Genomic DNA, 19,172 nt, shown 5'->3' with positions numbered 1-19,172 from the left:
TCATCCATTCATCGACTTCATTGACCAAGGACTCCATCACTGTGGCTAATAAGAAACGTCGCCCGGTGCGCACACTTGTCGCGCTCTTTGTTGTGGTCGCTATCGGCATCGCAGCACTGCTGATCGGACGCGCAACTCAAGGTGCAACACTCCATCCGAAGCTGGCTCTGGACCTCGAAGGTGGAACCCAGCTGATTCTGACGCCGAATACGACAGGCGAAGACGACCGCAATATTACTGATGAGGACATCACTGAGGCGATCAACATTATCCGTAACCGCGTGGACGCCTCGGGTGTCTCCGAATCGGAAATCACCTCAATGGGTTCGAACAACATTGTGGTCTCGCTGCCTGGCCGTCCCTCAGAGGAGACGCTGAATCTGATCCGCTCATCTTCTCAGATGGACTTCCGTCCAGTGCTGCAGGTCGGTGCCGCAGTTGCACCCAGGCAACAACTGGAAGCGGCTCAAAGCGGCGATTCCGGCCAGTCGGGAGCCGGCAGCGCGCAGTCTGGAGATGCAGCCGACCAGCCGCAGTCGCAAACCCTTGTCTCCACGGCCATGTCCGAGGATGAGGCCCGCCAGGCTGCCGACCAGGATAAGGATGGGAAACTGAGCACCGAGCCGGCGACCACACCGGAGAACAACTCGGACTCGGCATGGATGACCGAGCAGGTCGTGTTCGACTTCCTGACCCTGGACTGCATGTCGACTGAGGCACGCACCCAGACCACTCCCGGTGATCCCGACAAGCCTTATGCCACGTGCTCGGATGACGGAACCCAAAAATTCCTGCTTGGCCCGATCGATGTCAAAGGTGAGAACCTGAATTCAGCCCAGGCCGCAATGGACTACAACCAGACGGGGCAGGCAACAGGCGAGTGGGTTGTGAGCCTCGAATTCGACTCAGTCGGTACCGAAGCATTCAAGGAAGCGTCAACTCGTCTGGTCGGCTTCCAGAATTCTGATCCCACGCGTAACCGCTTCGCAGTCGTCCTTGACAATAGGGTGATTACCTCACCGTCGATGAATGCAGCAATCACTGACGGTCATGCCAAGATCAGCGGTAATTTCACGCCAACCAGTGCCAAGGCACTGGCCAATCAGCTGAACTTCGGTTCACTGCCATTGGACTTCACCGTCCAGTCCGAGCAGCAGATCTCTGCAACGCTCGGATCCGATCACCTGGCCAAGGGTCTGTGGGCCGGTCTGATCGGTCTGATCCTGGTTGTCCTGTTCATGATCTGGCAGTACCGAGGCCTGTCGATCATCTCGATCGGTTCACTCCTGATGGCGGGCGTGATCACCTACCTGGTCATCACGTTGCTGTCATGGCTGATGGAATATCGCCTCTCACTGCCTGGCGTAGTTGGCCTGATCGTTGCAGTTGGCGTCACCGCTGACTCGTTCATCGTCTACTTCGAACGCATCCGCGACGAGGTGCGTGACGGTCGCCCGCTCGTGGCAGCCGTCGACGAAGGATGGGAGCGGGCCAAACGCACCATCATGATTTCGGACGCGGTGAACCTCGTGGCCGCCGTGGTGCTGTACATGCTCGCGGTGGGTGGCCTGCAGGGATTCGCCTTCACATTGGGCGTGACGACGGTGGTTGACCTTGCGGTGATCTTCTTCTTCACGCACCCGATGATGGAGCTGCTCATCCGCATCCCATTTTTCGGTGAAGGCCACAAGCTGTCCGGTTTGGATCCCGAACACCTCGGTGCAAAGTCCAGTGCCATCTACGCGGCGCGTGCACGCACTGATGTGCGCAAGACGAAGTCAGTATCAACGCCATCGGGGAGCACAGCGGTCGGCACCCGTAAATCGCTTGCTGAGCAGCGCCGAGAACAAGCCGCTGCGGCTAAGCAGGAGGAAGCACGATGAGAAGTTACGCCCAGTGGGGAAACGCCCTGTATGCGGGCGAGAAATCCTATCGGATCGTCCCGAACCGCAAGATTTTCGTGTACGCGGCCGGCATCACGCTGGTTGTCTGTGCGCTCCTCGTGTCAGTGCTGGGACTGCGTCAATCCATCGAATTCACCGGTGGTTCGCAATTCTCCATGATCGGCATTAGCCAAAGTGAACAGCAGCTTGCATATGATGCAGCCAAATCCGCGGGCGTGACCGACGTGCGCGTGTCGAATCTGGGTCAGAACGGTATCCGCGTCCAGACACCGTCACTGGACCCCAACCAGACAGCGCAAGTTCGCGACGCGCTGGCAGAGGCATACGATATATCCGCAGATGATGTCCAGTCCTCGTCGATCGGCCCGTCATGGGGTAAAGACGTTACCGGGAAGGCACTGCAGTCTCTGGTCATCTTCCTGGCGGTCATCACCGCCTTGATGACGGTGTACTTCCGCTCGTGGACCATGTCAATCTCTGCTATGACGGCTCTGCTGCACGACGTGGCCCTGACCGTCGCGTTCTTCGCGATCACTCGAGTCGAAGTCTCGCCTGCAACCGTCATTGGCTTCCTGACCATTTTGGGATACTCCCTGTATGACACGGTGGTCGTTTTCGACAACGTGCGCGGCCTGACGAAGAACGTGTGGGAGCAGAAGCGCTACACATATGGCGAACTGGTCAATCTCGCCGTCAACCAGACGATGGTGCGTTCCATTAACACTTCCGTTGTTGCACTTCTGCCGGTGGGAGCGATCCTCGTGATCGGTACTGTTCTTCTGGGGGCGGGCACGCTGACGGATATTGCTCTGGCACTGTTCGTCGGAATGATTGTGGGTACCTACTCGTCGATATTTATCGCCTCGCCGCTGTTGGTCATGCTGGAGGAGCGTCGGTCACGCGCCCGTGAACACAACACCATCGTCGCCAGGCAACGCTCAATCGATTCGACTGACGAGGGTGACCACGCCCCAACATCTGACAGTGTTCAGGTACAAGCTGTGGCGGCGCGACCGGTCATCCCGGGGCACCGTCTTGGCAATGATGCTCAACCTCAACGAAAGAAGCGTAAGCGCAAATGACAGAAGAACTCGGAAGGCGCATCAAGAAACTGGTCGTCGACAATATGCGTGACGTCCCCGGTTTCCCGCAGGAAGGCGTCCTCTTCCACGACATCACACCGCTGCTGGCCAACGGCCCGGCGTTCCAGGAAACTATCAATTTGCTCTGCGAGCACTACGAGGGACGCATTGACGCTATCGCAGGCCTGGAGTCACGAGGCTTCGTCCTGGCTGCACCGATGGCGACACGTATGGGCATCGGTATGATCACGATTCGTAAGGCCGGCAAACTGCCCGGACCGGTGATCGGTGAGGATTACTCCATCGAATACGGCATCGCTCGCATGGAGCTTCGCCCGGACTCTGTCGTAGAGGGACAACGCGTCCTGATCATTGACGACGTGCTGGCCACCGGCGGCACGGCACGTGCCTCGGTGAATCTGCTTGAGCAGTGCAAGGCCGAGGTTGCAGGTGTGGCGGTCCTCCTCGAGTTGACTGAATTGAAGGGCCGAGACAAGCTTGAGGGCCTGGATGTGCAGTCTGCAGTGGCACTGTCTGTCTGACATCACCCGGTAACTTTCCAGCTCAGGCGCGCTTCCTCACACGTGGGGGCGCGCCTGAGCCTATGATGACTGTGTGAGTGAGAGAACTAAACCACCGAGCAGGCCGAAAGCGCCGTCGGCAGGGTCCTTTGTGCGGTCGGGACTGGTCTGGTTTGGTTCGCGAGGGCGCACGACCGCACCTGAGATTGAACCATTGGTGCGTGCCTTGCGCGCCAACCACCCGAAAGCAGATATCTCAGTTATTGAGCGCGCCTATGAGACGGCTGAAGTTCATCACAGAGGGCAAAAACGCGCATCTGGCGAGCCGTACATCACTCATCCCGTCGCAGTGGCGACGATTCTGGCTGAAATGGGCATGACGACGCCAACGCTGGTGGCGGCGCTGCTGCATGACACGGTTGAGGACACGGATTACACGGTTGAGCAGCTCACCGCTGACTTTGGTGAGTCAATCGCACTGCTGGTCGACGGTGTCACCAAGCTCGATAAAATCCGCTATGGCACCGCAGCCCAGTCGGAAACACTGCGCAAGATGATCGTGGCGATGAGTCGGGATATCCGCGTGCTGTTGATCAAACTTGCAGATCGCCTGCACAATGCGCGCACGTGGAAGTACGTCTCGCCTGAATCCGCTAAACGCAAGGCGAAAGAGACACTGGAGATTTATGCGCCGCTTGCCCACCGCCTGGGCATGAACACGATCAAGTGGGAGCTTGAAGAGCTGTCATTCAAGACGATGCTGCCGGAAATCTACGAAGAGATTGACCGGCTTGTTCAACAGCGCACACCGCGCCGCGAAACCTATCTGCGTGACGTGATCGCGCAGATCGAAGAGGATCTGCGGCGCGCCGGAATTCGCGGAACGGTCGGCGGGCGCCCGAAGAACCACTATTCGATCTACCAGAAGATGATTGTGCGCGGCAAAGCGTTCGATGAGATTTTCGATCTGGTGGCGGTGCGAGTCCTTGTTGACAGTGTCAAAGACTGTTACGCCGTTTTGGGCGCAATGCACGGCAGGTGGAATCCGATTCCGGGCAGGTTCAAGGATTACATCGCCATGCCGAAGTTCAACTTCTACGAATCGCTGCACACGACGGTGGTCGGGCCGGGCGGCAAGCCGGTGGAAATCCAGATACGTACATATGAGATGCACGAGCGTGCCGAAAATGGCGTAGCCGCTCACTGGAAGTACAAGGAGAACCCGAACGCAACATCGGGCACGTCCGACGCAATGAGCACCAATGAGCAAATGAATTGGTTGCGCGCTCTGGTGGAAATGGAACGGGAAACAGGTGACCCGGAAGAGTTCCTCGACTCGCTGCGCTACGAAATTGCCGGCGAAGAAGTCTACGTGTTCACCCCGCGAGGCGAAGTTGTCGTGCTGCCTGCACACGCCACACCCGTCGACTTTGCCTACGCCGTCCACACCGAGGTCGGCCATCACACTGTCGGTGCACGCGTCAACGCCCGCCTCGTTCCTCTTGATACGCAGCTGGAATCGGGCGACACGTGTGAAATCATCACCTCGAAGTCAGAAAAGGCCGGCCCGTCTCATGACTGGTTGGCATTTGTGGCGTCCCCTCGTGCACGATCGAAAATCAAATCGTGGTTCTCGCGCGAACGCCGTGAGGGAGCCATCGAAGCCGGCAAGGAAGCACTGGCGCGCGCGATGCGCAAACAGAACCTGCCTCTGCAGCGCCTGATGAATCATGAATCGATCCTGTCGGTGGCAACTGACCTGGGTTACCAGGACGTGTCGGGTCTGTACGCGGCAGTAGGAGAGAACCACCTGTCTGCCCACAATGTCGTGTCCAAACTGGTGGAGAACCTGGGCGGGGGAGCCGGCACTGAAGAGACGCTTGCTGAAGGCATCACACCAGGCGATACGCGCACACGCAAGGCGACCTCGGATGTGGGCATCGTGGTGTCTGGAATGAGTTCCAATGACATCTGGGTGAAGCTGGCCCGATGCTGTTCGCCGGTGCCCGGCGACCCGATTATGGGGTTCATCACACGTGGGCAAGGTGTTTCCGTCCACCACAGTGACTGTTTGAACGCAGCCCGTCTGGAAGAGCTCCACCCTGAACGTCTCATTGATGTCTCGTGGGATACGAACCGTTCGAACGCGCAGTACCGCGTCCAAATTGAATTGCGTTCACTGGATCGGGCTGGATTGCTGTCGGATCTGACGAAGGTCCTGTCGGATTATTCGGTCAATATTCTGACCGGATCAATGTCGACGTCGGCTGACCAGGTGGCCTCTACGCGCTTCACATTCGAACTTGCGGACATGGCACATCTGAACGCCGTTTTATCTGCTCTCAGACGTGTTGATGGTGTTTTTGAGGCGCGTCGCGTGACGGGCACCCGGAAACGTGCGCGTGAATCCCGTGCAGACGAATCGTGAACGAGGAGACCGACAGTTCGCCCCTCGAGCGTGATTTTGCGTAGGATAAGGAAGTGTCAGTCAAGACACATAACCGCGCACGGATGGATCGGTCCATCCACGTCCCGAGAAGGAAGATCGTGACTATCTCGCCTAATCCACAGCAGCCATCCACTGGCTCCCCGGAAACCGCATCCGAACCTGCTCGTACCGAGTTCGGGCGAATGGACACTGAAGGAAATATCTACGTCACTGACGGTGAGAGCGAACGCCTCATCGGATCCTACCCGGAGGGCGCTCCGGACAACCCGTTCGAACTGTACGAGCGGCGCTACAGCGACTTGGAAGCCACGATCCGCCTTTTTGAAGACCGTCTGCCTCACCTGGGGGCACGCGACATCGACCAAACCGTAGCCACGCTGCGTGAGGCCGTTGCGGAGCCGGCAGCAATCGGTGACCTGCCCGCGTTGCGTGAGCGCGTCGACAAGGCCGCTCAGGCTGGTGAGGAGCGCAAGGTTCAAGCCAAGGCCGAGCGCCAGGCTGCTCGCGAACAGGCCATTGCAGATCGCACCAAAGTGGTCGAGCGGGCCGAAGAAATTTCTCAACAGGACCCAGAACGCACCCACTGGAAGCATTCAGGACAGGCACTGCGTGACTTGCTTGAAGAGTGGAAGACTTTACAGCGCAAGGGGCCACGCCTGGACAAATCCACCGAAGATGAGCTCTGGAAGCGTTTTTCCAGTGCACGCACTGTTTTTGACCGTCATCGTCGCCAGTTCTTCTCGGCACTTGACCAGAAGCAGACTGAGGCGCGTCGCGTGAAGGAAGGGCTGATTGCTGAAGCTGAAGCCCTTCAGAATTCAACGGACTGGGGGCCAACCTCGTCGGCCTACCGGGACCTGATGGATCGCTGGAAGGCAGCGCCTCGCGCGTCTCGCAAGGAAGACGATGCGTTGTGGGCACGTTTCAGGACAGCGCAGCAGGTGTTCTTCGATGCGCGCCGCGCCAAGGATGAAGCAGCAGATGCCGAATCTGAAGAAAACCTCAAGGCCAAGGAAGCGCTGCTGGAGCAGGCCGAGGCGCTCTTGCCGATCGAAGACATGGACGCTGTCAAGCCTCGTTTGCGCGCCATCCAGGACCAGTGGGATGAGATTGGCCGCGTGCCATCGGCCCACGTCGGCCAGGTTGAAGGCCGGATGCGCGCCGTGGAGGATGCGGTGCGCCAGGCTGAAGAACGCGAGTGGAAGCGCTCGAACCCGGAGACACGTGCCCGCGCCGAAGGCATGCTGGGGCAGCTGGAAGAACAGCTCGACCGACTGAAAGCCGACATCGAGAAGGCCGAAAGCGCCGGAAATTCCGATCAGGTACAGTCGTTGCGCGAAACACTGGCAACGAAGACTGCGTGGTTGGATCAGATCCGCTCGTCAATGGAGTGACGCGTGCTCATCACTGTCATACCGACCCCGTTTTTCGGGGCAAACTGCATCGTGCTTCAGCCCGACGCAGAAGCGAACGTCGTAGTGGTTGACCCGTCGGCAGGTGTGTGCGACCAGATCCGCGGGGCACTGGATCGCGCTGATGCTCAGGTGGGCGCCGTTCTGTGCACTCACGGTCATCCTGATCATGTCTGGGATGCTCACGAGGTGGCCTCATGGGCACCTGACGCGCCCGCACCGGTGTGGATCCCTGGTCCTGACAGATACCGCATGGATGACCCGATGTCGTATCTGCCGATGAAACCGAGCGGCATGGACCTGACGTGGCACAAGCCGGAAGATCTGCGCGACGTGCCTTCTGACACGTTCGAAATCCAGCCCGGCATCTGGCTGCAGATGCTTCCTGCGCCAGGCCACACAGAGGGGTCGGCATTGTTCCTGGGGGAGTGCGACGTCAATATCGCGGACCACGAGGGCACAATCCTGTGGCAGCATGACGATCCAATTCCGTGGGCGCTGAGTGCTGACGTGATCTTTGCCGGGTCGGTTGGACGCACCGACCTGCCCGGTGGAGACGAACGCCAAATGAAACATACGCTTCGCACCATGGCCAACGCCATTGATCCGCGAACGGTCATGATCCCGGGGCACGGGCCACTGACGACGTGGGCACACGAACTTCAGACCAATCAGTACGTTGCGCGCGCACGACGCGAAGGCTAGACACAGAGTAAAAGAATCGAAGGACACATACGATGGCACGGACAAAATTGTCTGGATTTCCCGAATGGAGCGTTGAGGGCCGGCTGATCGAGCTGCATGTGCTCGATTCGCTGCGTCATGTGTTCGAACTCCACGGGTTTTCCAACATTGAAACCCGAGCCGTCGAAACCCTCGACTCGCTGCTGTCCAAAGGGGAAACCTCCAAAGAGGTGTACCTGCTTGAACGTCTCCAGGGACTCGAGAAAGGCGAACACACCGATAAGGACCGCAGGATCGGACTGCACTTCGACCTGACCGTTCCGCTGGCCCGATACGTCCTGGATAACGTCAACGACCTGCATTTTCCGTTCAAGCGCTACCAGATTCAAAAAGTCTGGCGCGGCGAACGCCCGCAGGAAGGACGTTTCCGCGAATTCACTCAGGCCGATATCGACATCGTCGGCAACGGTGCATTGCCGTTCCACTTCGAGGTCGACCTGCCGCTCGTGATGGCCGAAGCACTGTCCTCACTGCCCATCGGCCCGTTCAAGATCCTGGCCAACAACCGCAAGGTCGTTCAGGGCGTATGCGAAGCGCTCGGAGTTGGCGACGTTGACGCAGCGCTGCGCGGTTTGGACAAGCTGGACAAGATTGGGCCCGAGGGTGTGACCGAGGAACTGGCAGAAGCCGGAATCTCAGGCGACCAGGCACGCACCCTGCTGACAATGGCGCAGATCCACACCGATGATGTGGCCGAGCTTCGCGACGGTATTGACGCGTTGGAACTGTCCAACGACATTTTGCGCGAGGGGCTGGATGAGCTGTGTGCGCTGATTAGCGACGCTCATGAGCGCATGCCCGGCGCTGTCTTTGCTGACTTGAAGATTGCGCGCGGACTGGACTACTACACTGGATCGGTCTACGAAACAGTGCTGACCGAACACCCGTCACTGGGATCGATCTGCTCAGGTGGGCGCTACGATTCTCTGGCATCGGACGGCAAACGTAGCTACCCGGGCGTCGGGCTGTCCATTGGTGTCTCTCGCCTCGTCTCCCGCATGATCGCGCAGCCAATGGTGACCGCCACGCGTACCTCACCGGCCGCGGTGGTCGTCGCCGTCATGAACGAGGAAGACCGCGGGCACTCCAACCGGATCGCAGCGACCCTGCGTTCACGCGGTATTCCCACCGATGTTGCGCCTACAGCGGCCAAATTCGGCAAACAGATCCGCTACGCTGATCGATTAGGAATACCATTCGTCTGGTTCCCGGACGCCTCGGAAGGTGACACTGTCAAGGACATTCGATCGGGTGACCAGGTCGAAGCCGATTGCGAGACATGGATGCCTCCGGCAGAGGATATGCATCCGCGCATCGCGTCGGCCACACAGGAGGACTAGGCTGACTATGGAGCGTTCACCACTGCACAGTGCGCGTGAAATGCGTGATGCGTTGGCGGACGTGTCGATCAATGTCGAAACGCCGTCAGCCCGCCGTGCACGTAGTGAACAGGCTCGAGCCCTGCGGCGCCTCGACGATCATGTGATCCCGCGCCTCGAACATGCCCAGGCACCCATTCTGTGCGTGATCGGCGGATCTACGGGGGCCGGGAAATCTACCCTGGTCAACACGATGGTTGGGTACGCAGTGTCGGCGTCGTCAGCCGTACGTCCCACGACACGCGACCCGCTCCTGCTGCACAATCCCAGCGACGCCATGTGGTTCGACTCGAACCGGATTCTCACCTCCCTGACGCGCAGGCGTGAAGAGGCGGATGCTGATCCTGAGCGCGAATCACATCCTCACTCGCTACGTGTGCGCGCCCTCGAAGCCATTCCCCACGGTGTCGGCGTTATCGATGCACCTGATCTTGATTCGGTCGTGGACGACAATCGTGCCTTGGCTCGTCAACTGCTCGACGCGGCTGACCTGTGGATTTTCGTCACGACTGCGGCCCGCTACGCGGATGCCGTGCCGTGGCAGGTGCTCGAAGAGGCCGGAAGTCGCGGCATCGAGACGGTGATCGTCCTCAACCGCATTCCGCCTGGGGCAACCCAGGAGGTCGCGGCCGACCTGAATGCATTATTGTCCGAGCGCGGCCTTGGCAACGCCCCGGTGCTCGCTATCGATGAACAGGCGCTCGAGGACGGCTTGCTGCCCCACGATGCCGTCCAGCCGCTTGTTGACCGACTACGCGCACTGGGTGCAGACGCCGAACGCCGCAGCGAACTGGCTCAGCAGGCGATTCGCGGATCGGTGCGAGAGGTGATCGAATCGGCCGGCGCAGTCAGCCAGGCTCTCGACGAGGAACGTGCCGCCGTTGAGGCACTTGTGGAGCGCATAGACCGGATCGGGGAGGCTGCCGGGCGTCGTGTCCGCCAGGGCACTGCCGACGGCACGCTGCTGCGTGGTGAGGTGCTGGCCCGCTGGCAGGAAGTTGTCGGCGCAGCAGATTTCACGCGCATACTGTCGCGAGGCATTTCGCGTCTGCGTGACCGCATTTCTGCCTTCTTTCGAGGGCGCCCGACCCCGTCCGAACCTGTTGAAGATGCCATTGAAGCTGGCTTGACCAGCTTGCTGGCAGATGAATTTGCTGACGTGAGTGACCAGGTGGCCGAGCTGTCGCGCACTGATCCGGCACTGGTAGGCGCGTCGCCCTCGTCAATCATGACGGCGTTGGATCCGTCCGAGCGTGCTCAGCGCGTCGCGAACCAATGGCAGCGCGAACTGCTTGCGATGGTGCGCAGCGAGGGCCAGTCCAAGCGCGCCGGAGCCCAGATGATGGCCATTGGTGTCAACGTGGTGGGCGTGGCGCTGATGATCGTCATTTTTGCGTCAACGGGTGGACTGACCGGAGCTGAAGTGGGTGTAGCTGGTGCAACCGCGGCCGTGGCGCACAAACTGCTCGAAGCGATTTTCGGCGACCAGGCGGTGCGTGACATGGCCAAGAAGGCGCACCGTAACCTCGTGGAGGCAGCCGACCAGGAGATCGCCCAAATCCTGCAGCCGGCGCGCGACGCTCTGCCCGAAGCAGGTGACTACGCGCGCCTAGCCGAGGCGATTGCGCAGGCGAGCCAACAATGGTCGGTAGGAGCCGAATAATGACCCGTGGTCTCTCCAACCCTGCCGAACGCGTGGATCATATTGCCTCCGCTATGGAGCTTGCCGGACCGGATGTATCCAATGAATGCGTGGACCGCGTCGCGGATTGCTTGCTGCGCGCACACGAACGCACAGGGCTCGATCCTGACACGACCGTGGTTGCGTTCGTGGGAGCAACCGGGTCAGGCAAGTCGTCGCTTTTTAACGCGATCCTGGGGCACGACATCGCGCAGGTTGGCGTACGCCGCCCCACCACCACACAGGCTCTGGCCGCTATCGGCGCGGGCACGCGTGCACCTGAACTGGTCGAATGGATGGGCGTGCGCGAGCAGGTCATGATCCCGTCGGGCGCCGGCCTTCCGGAAAGTGTGGCCCTGGTTGATCTGCCTGATATCGACTCTATTCAGCAGGACAATGTGGCGCTCACCGAGCGTCTTGCGTCCCGCGTTGACCTGATCGTATGGGTCGTTGATCCGCAAAAGTATGCCGACCACGTTATCCATTCGCAGTGGATTGCGCGTTTCGCTGCCTACGGTGCGCCGGCGTGTATGGTGCTCACGCACGTCGACCAGCTGTCGCCGACTGATCGTAGCCAGATCGAAGCGGACATTCGTCGTCTCCTGGAAGCTGATCAGGCAGCCGGCATGAAGCTGGTGGGTGCCTCGTCGGTGACAGGGGAGGGCATTGATGCGGTTCGCTCGATGATCTCTGAGCGCGCACGTATTGTGCGTCAGCAGGCTGAACGTGTTGGCGCCGTCCTGGATGAAGCCGTTGATGTGGCGCGCCGGGACCTGGAGATTGAAACTGCTGAACTGCCGAAGGTGCCGAAGAACCTGACCTTACAGTTGGTTAATGTTGCAGCGGGCGCTGCAGGTGTGGGACACGTGACGTCAGCTGTTGATGCGGGGTATCGTCACCGTGCTCAGAAAGTGTGCGGCTGGCTTCCGTTCCGTCTGCTTGCCCGATTCAAATCCGACCCGCTGGCACGCCTCCATCTGGAAAGCTCGGAATCATCAGTGTCATCTGTGCCCGAAGCAACACCCGTCGCCCGTGCCAAATTGAATTCTGGCGTGCGAACCATTGCCGGGCAGATTGCGCACGGCAGACCGCAGGTGTGGCAGCGCCGCGTACGTGAACTAGCCCGCGAACGTGCCGAAAGCGTCACCACACCGCTCGACCAGGCTGTTGCCGGAACCGATTTTGGCCTGCAAGAACGACGTACCTGGTGGCGTGCGAGCGCGATCCTCCAAGGCATCGGATGGCTGATGGCACTGGCCGGAGTGCTGTGGATCCTGGCGGTGCGTGGGGCCGACCAGTTCCTCATGATCCAGTGGGACGTGCCGATGTGGCGCGGACTGCCCATTCCCACCTGGTGCGTTCTTGGAGGGCTGGCCCTGACGGTAATCGTGGCTCTGCTGTCGTGGATAGGCGTGCGCATAGGAGCAGCCCGTGCTCGGCGCCGGGCACACTCACGCTTGACTCGGTCGATCAGCGAAGTCATCGAACAGAGTGTCAGCGGGCCCCTCGTAGCTGAATGCGAACGTCAGGCTGACATCGTGAAGCACCTGAATGCTGCCGCCTCGCGAACCCACTAGAATATAGCTGTGCGCATTATTTTTGCTGGAACTCCTGACGTCGCTGTGCCCACCCTGTCGGCGTTGAACGATTCGAAACATGACGTGGTCGCGGTCATCACTCGTCCGCCGGCTCGACGAGGCAGAGGCAAGAAAACCTTCCCATCACCTGTCGCGCAATACGCGGTTGACCATGGCCTCGAGCTGATCGAGTCGTCACGTTTTACCGATCCGTCGCTTCAGCGCGACATTGATGCTTATGACGCCGACCTTGGCGTCGTTGTTGCATTCGGCGCGATCATTCCGCCTGCTGTCTTAACAATGCCGCGGTTGGGGTGGGTTAACCTGCACTTCTCGGATTTGCCGCGCTGGCGCGGAGCTGCCCCGGTCCAGTATGCGATTTGGTCGGGTGATGCACGAACGGCGTCGAGTATCTTCCAGCTGGAAGACGGCCTGGACACCGGGCCGGTTTTTTCGCGCCTGCCGGTCACGATCGACCCGTCTGAAACTGCCGGGGAACTGCTGGAACGAATGGGACGTCTCGGAGCCGACCAGATGGTGGCCACGGTGGATGCACTGGCTGACGGACGCGCATCAGCACACGTGCAGGATACAGATGGTGTCACCTATGCTCACATGCTCACCCCCGCCCAGGGATTCATTGATTTCACCCAGAGCGCGGCAGAGGTGTCGCGTCACATCCGCGCCTTCACTCCGAACCCAGGCGCATGGACTGTTCTGTCTGACGGGAAGCGCCTCAAGATTGCAGGAGCTGAACCGATCGATCAGCCCACACCCGGCACGGGTCTGCTGCAGGTGACAAAGCATGAGGTCATGGTCGGGTGCGCTGACGCGTGCGTCAGACTGGGCCAGGTCGCACCAGCAGGTAAAGGCTGGATGGACGCAGCGGCCTGGGCGCGTGGGGCACGCCTTAGCGGCGAGGAACGTGTCGGCGTTATGGCAACGGAGGAGTGAGATGGCAACAGGACGATATGCGGATGGTTATCGGGCGAAACGCAACGTTGACCCTGCCCGGCTCGTCGCGTTTGAGGTCCTTGATTTGATCGAGCAGGACGGCGCGTTCGCGAACCTTGCACTACCTAAAGCTCTGCGCGCTGCGAAAGAGGACTTCGCATCCTTCGACGGGCGTGATGCGGCATTTACCGCTGAACTGGTCTACGGCACAACGCGCGCACAGGGCCGCCTCGACTGGATCATCAACGCCCATTCGACACGTCCGGTCGACCAGCTCGATCCATCGTTGCGCACGGTGCTTCGCATGGGAGCCCACCAGATCCTCAACATGCGCGTGCCGGACCATGCGGCCGTCGCCGCAACCGTTGACCTTGCTCGCGAAGTCCTCACTGACGGTCCGGCGAAGATGGTCAATGCTGTTTTGCGCTCCATTATCCGCACCGGCGCTGATCAGATCGACGCGGACATTGACGCAATCGAGAATCCGGTCGAACGCCTGGCTGTGCGTTATTCACACCCGACTTGGATTGTTTCGGCACTGGGCGACGCCCTGACAGCTCATGGCTGCTCCAAGGATGAGCTGGAAGAAACACTGGCTGCCAATAATGAGGCACCACTGGTGACTCTAGTTGCCCGCCCGGGTCTGATTGACGTGGAGGACCTGGCTGATGAAGCGATTGATGCATGCCACACGCGGGTAGCTCCCGGCACGCGTTCGCCGCTTGCTGTTGTCCTGGAGTCGGGCGACCCGGCACGCATCGGCTCTGTTCGACGCGGACTGGCCGGTGCGCAGGATGAAGGTTCCCAGCTGGCCGCCCTCGTCACTGCCGCCGCGCCGATCGAAGGGTCGGACACCGCATGGCTTGACCTGTGCGCTGGTCCGGGCGGGAAGGCCGCGCTGCTGGCGGCTGAGGGAGCCGAGCGAGGGGCACACCTGTTGGCAAACGAAGTCCACACTCACCGCGCACGCCTCGTTGAGCGCGCAACCGCCCGCCTGACCAACGTCGAGGTCATTTCCGCTGATGGGCGCACGCTCGGCGGGCAGGGAACACCGTGGCAGCTTGGCTCATTCGATCGCGTCCTGGTCGACGCGCCATGTACGGGCCTGGGGTCACTTCGCCGTCGCCCGGAGTCACGCTGGCACAGGTCCGAGGGGGACCTGGCGGATCTGGTTGCGCTTCAACGTGACTTATTGGACCGGGCTGTTGATCTGGTTCGCGTTGGGGGAGTGGTTGCGTATGTCACCTGTTCGCCGCATCGTGCGGAAACTGTTGACCAGGTCCGACGCCTGAGCGAGTCGGGACGCGTGGAACTGATCGATGCTGTGCCGGTTGCTGCGGGTATCTCGCCTGAGCCGTTGAGCGCTGACGGACCGACCCTGCAGTTGTGGCCGCATCGTGATGACACCGATGCGATGTTTATGGCTCTGATGAAACGGGTATCCTGAGAGCATGCATCTGACTATTTCGCCGTCGATTCTCAATTGCGATATTGCTGATCTGCATGGCCAGCTCGAATCGATTTCCTCAGCTGACATTGCTCACGTTGACGTGATGGACAATCACTTTGTGCCCAACCTGACGTGGGGCCTTCCGGTTGTAGAAGCCTGCGTGAAGACCGGCATCCTGCCGGTGGACGCGCACCTGATGATCGAGGATCCTGACCGGTGGGCGCCGGCCTACGCTGAGGCTGGCTGTGAGTCGGTGACATTCCATGTCGAAGCTGCAGCGGCACCGATTCGGCTTGCGCGCGAGATCCGACACCAGGGTGCGCGTGTGGGCCTGGGGCTGCGCCCGGCAACTGACATTGCACCATTCGTCGATATCTTGTCCGAATTCGACATGATCCTCATCATGACGGTCGAGCCGGGATTCGGTGGTCAGAAGTTCCTTGAGTCAATGCTGCCCAAGATTCGCCGCACTCGTGATGCGATTAGGTCGGCTGACCTGCCCGTGTCGATTCAGGTTGACGGTGGCGTGTCACGCCAGACGATTGAACAGTGCGCACAGGCTGGTGCCACGAACTTCGTTGCCGGGTCGGCGATTTTCAAGGCAGAGGATGCATACACGGAGATTGCGACGTTGCGCGAACTTGCCGGTTCGCACTGTCACTGAGCTGAGGAATCTAGTTTTCCTTTTCCCAGTTGGCGTGCCATAATTGCCACATGCTCCGGGGTCGGTGTAAGTCCGAACCGGCGGTGAGAGTCCGCGACCCGCGCGTTCATACGCGTGGCTGAACCGGTGAAACTCCGGTACCGACGGTGAAAGTCCGGATGGGAGGAGCACAGGAAGCGTGACCGCGCGTTCGGACGCGCTCGTCATTTGTGCTGCGTGAGCCCCCGGTGCGCGGAGGACACGAACAGGTGGCAACCAGCCAGAGCCAGCGACGCGGCGCTCGAGGAATCAGCAGCGTGATGAACGTGTGCGCACCCCTCATTTTCCTCCTGTTGATCATGACCGTATGGGCGTTGGCCACCACTGTTTTTTCACTCGAACCGTGGCGACTGCCCAGCCCCGCACAAGTCCTTCAGCGAGCACAGGTATTGCTCACACAGCCCTGGATGTGGCAACGAGTGCTGATCACCGCAGGCGAAGCAGTGCTCGGCTGTGCGACGGGTGCCCTTGTGGCGTTGCCACTGGCGTACGCGATCTACAAAGTGAATTGGTTCCGCGCAGCAGTCGAGCCGTTCCTGGGTGCAACCCAGGCGATCCCGGCGATCGCACTGGCACCCCTGCTGGTCCTGTGGGTCGGCTTTGGCTTGGCCCCAGTGATTGCCCTGTGCGCGATCATGGTCTTTTTCCCGATTCTCGTGTCCACCGTTGTCGGACTGCGTCACCTTGACCAGGACGTACTGGAAGCTGCTTCACTGGACGGCGCGTCAGGGTGGATAATGCTGCGCCAAATTGAAGCGCCAATGGCGGCACCATCAATCCTGGCCGGTCTGCGCAACGGTTTCACCCTGTCGGTGACCGGTGCCGTGGTGGGGGAGATGGTCATGGGGGGCAACGGTATGGGCGGCATTCTTGTCCAGCAACGCCAAAACATGGACACGCCCGGAATGTTCGTCTCCATCGTTGTGCTCTGCGTGTTGGCAATGAGCATTTACATCGTTATCTACCGGATTGAAAAGCGGTATAACCGCAGTTGACAAGATGAAAGAAGGATTACTGATGGCACGTGGCATACGCGCTTTGACAACACTAGTGGTAGCGGCGAGCGCTCTGACCTTATGTGGCTGCAGCTCCTCCGAGTCGCCCTCGCCGGCCGCTAATGCCCAAAGCGAAGTTGACTTGCAGGAGCCCACTGACGTCACGCTCGGGCTGACTTACATTCCCAACGTTCAGTTCGCGCCCACATACATTGCCGAGGAAGACGCGGTATACGCGAATGCGGGAGCGAACGTCACGCTGCGCCATCACGGCGCCGATGAAGGACTGTTCACCGCTCTGACAGCCGGTGAAGAAGATGTCGTGCTTGCCTCGGGTGATGAGGTACTGCAGGCTCGTGATCAGGGAATGGATGTGGTTGCCATTGGCTCCTACTACCACACCTACCCGGTGGTTGTCGCCGTCCCAGAAGAATCCGACATTGACTCCATTGACGACCTGCGCGGACACAGTATCGGTATCCCCGGCGAATTCGGTTCCAACTGGCTGGGCCTGCTCGCAATCCTGAACAACGCTGGGTTGAGCACGCAGGATGTCAACGTCGTGTCGATCGGCTTCACGCAGCAGGCTGCCCTGGCGGCTGGCCAGGTCGACGCAGTCGTCGTCTTCACGAACAACGAGATGGTCCGTTTCGGGCTCGATGGTATGAAGGTGCGCGCCCTTGACGTCGACCAAGACGCTTTACCGTTGGTGTCCGCCACGCTGGTGAGCACCCGCGAATGGGTTGACGCACATCCTGATGCGGCGCGTGCCATCGTGGACGGTACGACGCAGGGGATTGAGCGAGCGGCCGATAATCCTCAGCACGCTTTGGAGGTGACGAAGAAATACGATGACACGCTGAACGATCCGGCATCGTTCGAGGGTGCCCGAGCAGTACTCGAAGCCACGATCAAGCTGATGACGACAGGGAACGGAGCCGCCAGCGGCAAGCAGGATCTCGACAGATGGAACAAGATGGGACAATTCCTGTATGACACTGCAGGTGTGCTCACGCAGGCTCCCGATGTTGACGCCGCGGTGACGAACGAGTTCGCAAGCCGCTGATTGCTCGAGTAATGTGATCGTGTGACTACATTTGATGAACTGTTTGCAGAACTGACCGAGAAGGCCCAGACACGTCCTGAGGGATCTGGAACGGTCGCTGAACTTGACCGCGGCGTCCACGCCATCGGCAAAAAGGTCGTCGAGGAAGCGGCTGAAGTGTGGATGGCAGCCGAATATGAAACCGACGACGACCTGGCGCTCGAAATCTCTCAGCTGCTCTATCATGCTCAGGTCATGATGATCAAGAAGGGCTTGACGCTCGAAGACGTCTACAAGCACCTGTAAGCTCACAGCACCGCACCTGCGAAGGACTCACCATGCTACGAATTGCCGTGCCCAACAAGGGCTCACTGTCCGAACCTGCTATCACGATGCTCACCGAGGCGGGCTATCAGCTGCACCGCCGCGGCCGTGAACTGGTGATCAGCGACCACGCGAACGATGTCGAGTTTTTCTTCTTGCGTCCGCGCGATATTGCGGTCCACGTTGGTCATGGCACGATTCACGTCGGTATCACCGGGCGTGACTTGCTGCGCGATTCGCCTTCGGGCGCGGTGGAGCATCGGGCGCTCGGATTTGCCCGTTCAACCTTCCGCTTCGCGGGACCAGCCGGTGAGTTCACGTCACTGGAGGACATACAAGGGCGCCGCATTGCGACCTCTTATGACAAACTCGTGCGAGATTACTTGAATGAGGCCGGTATCGATGCCGAAGTTGTCCACCTTGACGGTGCAGTGGAATCCTCAGTTCGTCTGGGCGTTGCCGACCTGATCGCGGATGTCGTCGAAACAGGTGGTACGCTTCGCGCAGCCGGCCTGGAAGTGTTCGGTGACCCTCTGATGCAATCGGAGGCCCTGCTGATTGCCCGTGAGGACATGCGGGATAACGCAGCGCTTGCGACGCTCGACCGACGCCTGGAAGGCGTCCTGGTTGCACGCTCGTATGTCTTGGTCGACTACAACGTGCGTGAGCGCGACCTGAACGCCGCGATTGCGATTACGCCGGGCCTGAATTCCCCAACCATTTCGCCCCTGATGAATACCGAGTGGCTCGCCGTGCGCGTCATGGTAAAGGCAGAGAACATCAACTCGGTGATGGACCGTCTCTACGCGGAGGGCGCGCGCGCCATCATCGTGACCAAACTGGCTGCTTCACGTATCTGAACAGCGTCGATCCGGCCACGGCAGGGGCCCGAGGGTGCCCATATTGGTGTGCCCGGGCAGCCCGCCGATCTGATAGGGAACCATATGGTTCA

General features: G+C 60.1%; 16 protein-coding genes and 1 riboswitch. All 16 genes read left to right on the top strand.

Going from position 1 to position 19,172, the window contains the following annotated elements:
* The first annotated feature begins 41 nt into the window (after positions 1-41).
* The 16 genes from secD to hisG all read left to right on the top strand — a co-directional run bounded on the left by secD (position 42) and on the right by hisG (position 19,080).
* Complete coding sequence (secD, locus tag BLT69_RS05955; protein WP_070727299.1) at positions 42-1,883, top strand: protein translocase subunit SecD; 1,842 nt, start codon at positions 42-44, stop codon at positions 1,881-1,883.
* Positions 1,880-2,986, top strand: a complete 1,107-nt coding sequence (secF, locus tag BLT69_RS05950; RefSeq protein WP_070727297.1) for a protein translocase subunit SecF — start codon at positions 1,880-1,882, stop codon at positions 2,984-2,986. Before secD ends, secF begins: the two co-directional genes overlap by 4 nt.
* Complete coding sequence (locus BLT69_RS05945) at positions 2,983-3,528, top strand: adenine phosphoribosyltransferase (protein WP_070727295.1); 546 nt, start codon at positions 2,983-2,985, stop codon at positions 3,526-3,528. The genes secF and BLT69_RS05945 overlap by 4 nt, the downstream gene beginning before the upstream one ends.
* A 73-nt stretch (positions 3,529-3,601) precedes the next feature.
* The gene (locus tag BLT69_RS05940; protein ID WP_307876260.1) at positions 3,602-5,935 is read left to right on the top strand and encodes a RelA/SpoT family protein; all 2,334 of its coding nucleotides are present in this window, start codon (positions 3,602-3,604) and stop codon (positions 5,933-5,935) included.
* A gap of 83 nt (positions 5,936-6,018) precedes the next feature.
* Positions 6,019-7,350 carry a DUF349 domain-containing protein gene (locus BLT69_RS05935; protein ID WP_083314510.1) on the top strand — a complete coding sequence of 444 codons (1,332 nt, stop codon included), beginning with the start codon at positions 6,019-6,021 and terminating at the stop codon, positions 7,348-7,350.
* 3 nt (positions 7,351-7,353) lie between these two features.
* A complete protein-coding gene (locus BLT69_RS05930) occupies positions 7,354-8,073 on the top strand; it encodes an MBL fold metallo-hydrolase (protein ID WP_058236769.1) in 720 nt (239 codons plus the stop codon).
* Between the two features lie 32 nt (positions 8,074-8,105).
* Complete coding sequence (gene hisS, locus BLT69_RS05925; RefSeq protein ID WP_070727291.1) at positions 8,106-9,452, top strand: histidine--tRNA ligase; 1,347 nt, start codon at positions 8,106-8,108, stop codon at positions 9,450-9,452.
* Positions 9,453-9,459: 7 nt separating this feature from the next.
* A complete protein-coding gene (locus tag BLT69_RS05920; protein WP_070727289.1) occupies positions 9,460-11,154 on the top strand; it encodes a dynamin family protein in 1,695 nt (564 codons plus the stop codon).
* Positions 11,154-12,749: a GTPase family protein gene (locus BLT69_RS05915; RefSeq protein ID WP_070727287.1), complete on the top strand. Its 1,596-nt coding sequence runs from the start codon at positions 11,154-11,156 to the stop codon at positions 12,747-12,749. Before BLT69_RS05920 ends, BLT69_RS05915 begins: the two co-directional genes overlap by 1 nt.
* A 9-nt stretch (positions 12,750-12,758) precedes the next feature.
* Positions 12,759-13,703, top strand: coding sequence for a methionyl-tRNA formyltransferase (gene fmt, locus BLT69_RS05910; protein ID WP_070727285.1), 945 nt, complete (start codon positions 12,759-12,761; stop codon positions 13,701-13,703).
* Position 13,704: 1 nt separating this feature from the next.
* Entirely contained in the window at positions 13,705-15,150 is a 1,446-nt protein-coding gene (locus BLT69_RS05905) for a transcription antitermination factor NusB (RefSeq protein ID WP_070727283.1), read from the top strand.
* Positions 15,151-15,154: 4 nt separating this feature from the next.
* Complete coding sequence (gene rpe / locus BLT69_RS05900) at positions 15,155-15,817, top strand: ribulose-phosphate 3-epimerase (RefSeq protein ID WP_058236763.1); 663 nt, start codon at positions 15,155-15,157, stop codon at positions 15,815-15,817.
* Between the two features lie 47 nt (positions 15,818-15,864).
* Positions 15,865-15,991, top strand: a riboswitch (FMN riboswitch).
* 125 nt (positions 15,992-16,116) lie between these two features.
* Entirely contained in the window at positions 16,117-16,851 is a 735-nt protein-coding gene (locus BLT69_RS05895) for an ABC transporter permease (RefSeq protein ID WP_092649105.1), read from the top strand.
* A 22-nt stretch (positions 16,852-16,873) separates the two neighbouring features.
* On the top strand, positions 16,874-17,917 hold the full coding sequence (locus tag BLT69_RS05890; protein WP_157886355.1) for an ABC transporter substrate-binding protein: 1,044 nt from the start codon (positions 16,874-16,876) through the stop codon (positions 17,915-17,917).
* A 21-nt stretch (positions 17,918-17,938) separates the two neighbouring features.
* The gene (locus tag BLT69_RS05885) at positions 17,939-18,202 is read left to right on the top strand and encodes a phosphoribosyl-ATP diphosphatase (protein WP_058236761.1); all 264 of its coding nucleotides are present in this window, start codon (positions 17,939-17,941) and stop codon (positions 18,200-18,202) included.
* A 32-nt stretch (positions 18,203-18,234) separates the two neighbouring features.
* On the top strand, positions 18,235-19,080 hold the full coding sequence (hisG, locus tag BLT69_RS05880; protein ID WP_092648616.1) for an ATP phosphoribosyltransferase: 846 nt from the start codon (positions 18,235-18,237) through the stop codon (positions 19,078-19,080).
* Positions 19,081-19,172: the final 92 nt, after the last annotated feature.

Origin of the sequence: Schaalia radingae, from assembly GCF_900106055.1 — a bacterium.
GTDB classification, from domain to species: domain Bacteria; phylum Actinomycetota; class Actinomycetes; order Actinomycetales; family Actinomycetaceae; genus Pauljensenia; species Pauljensenia radingae_A.
The sequence above is the reverse complement of the archived record's forward strand: the minus strand, read 5'-3'. Positions and strand labels throughout refer to the sequence as shown.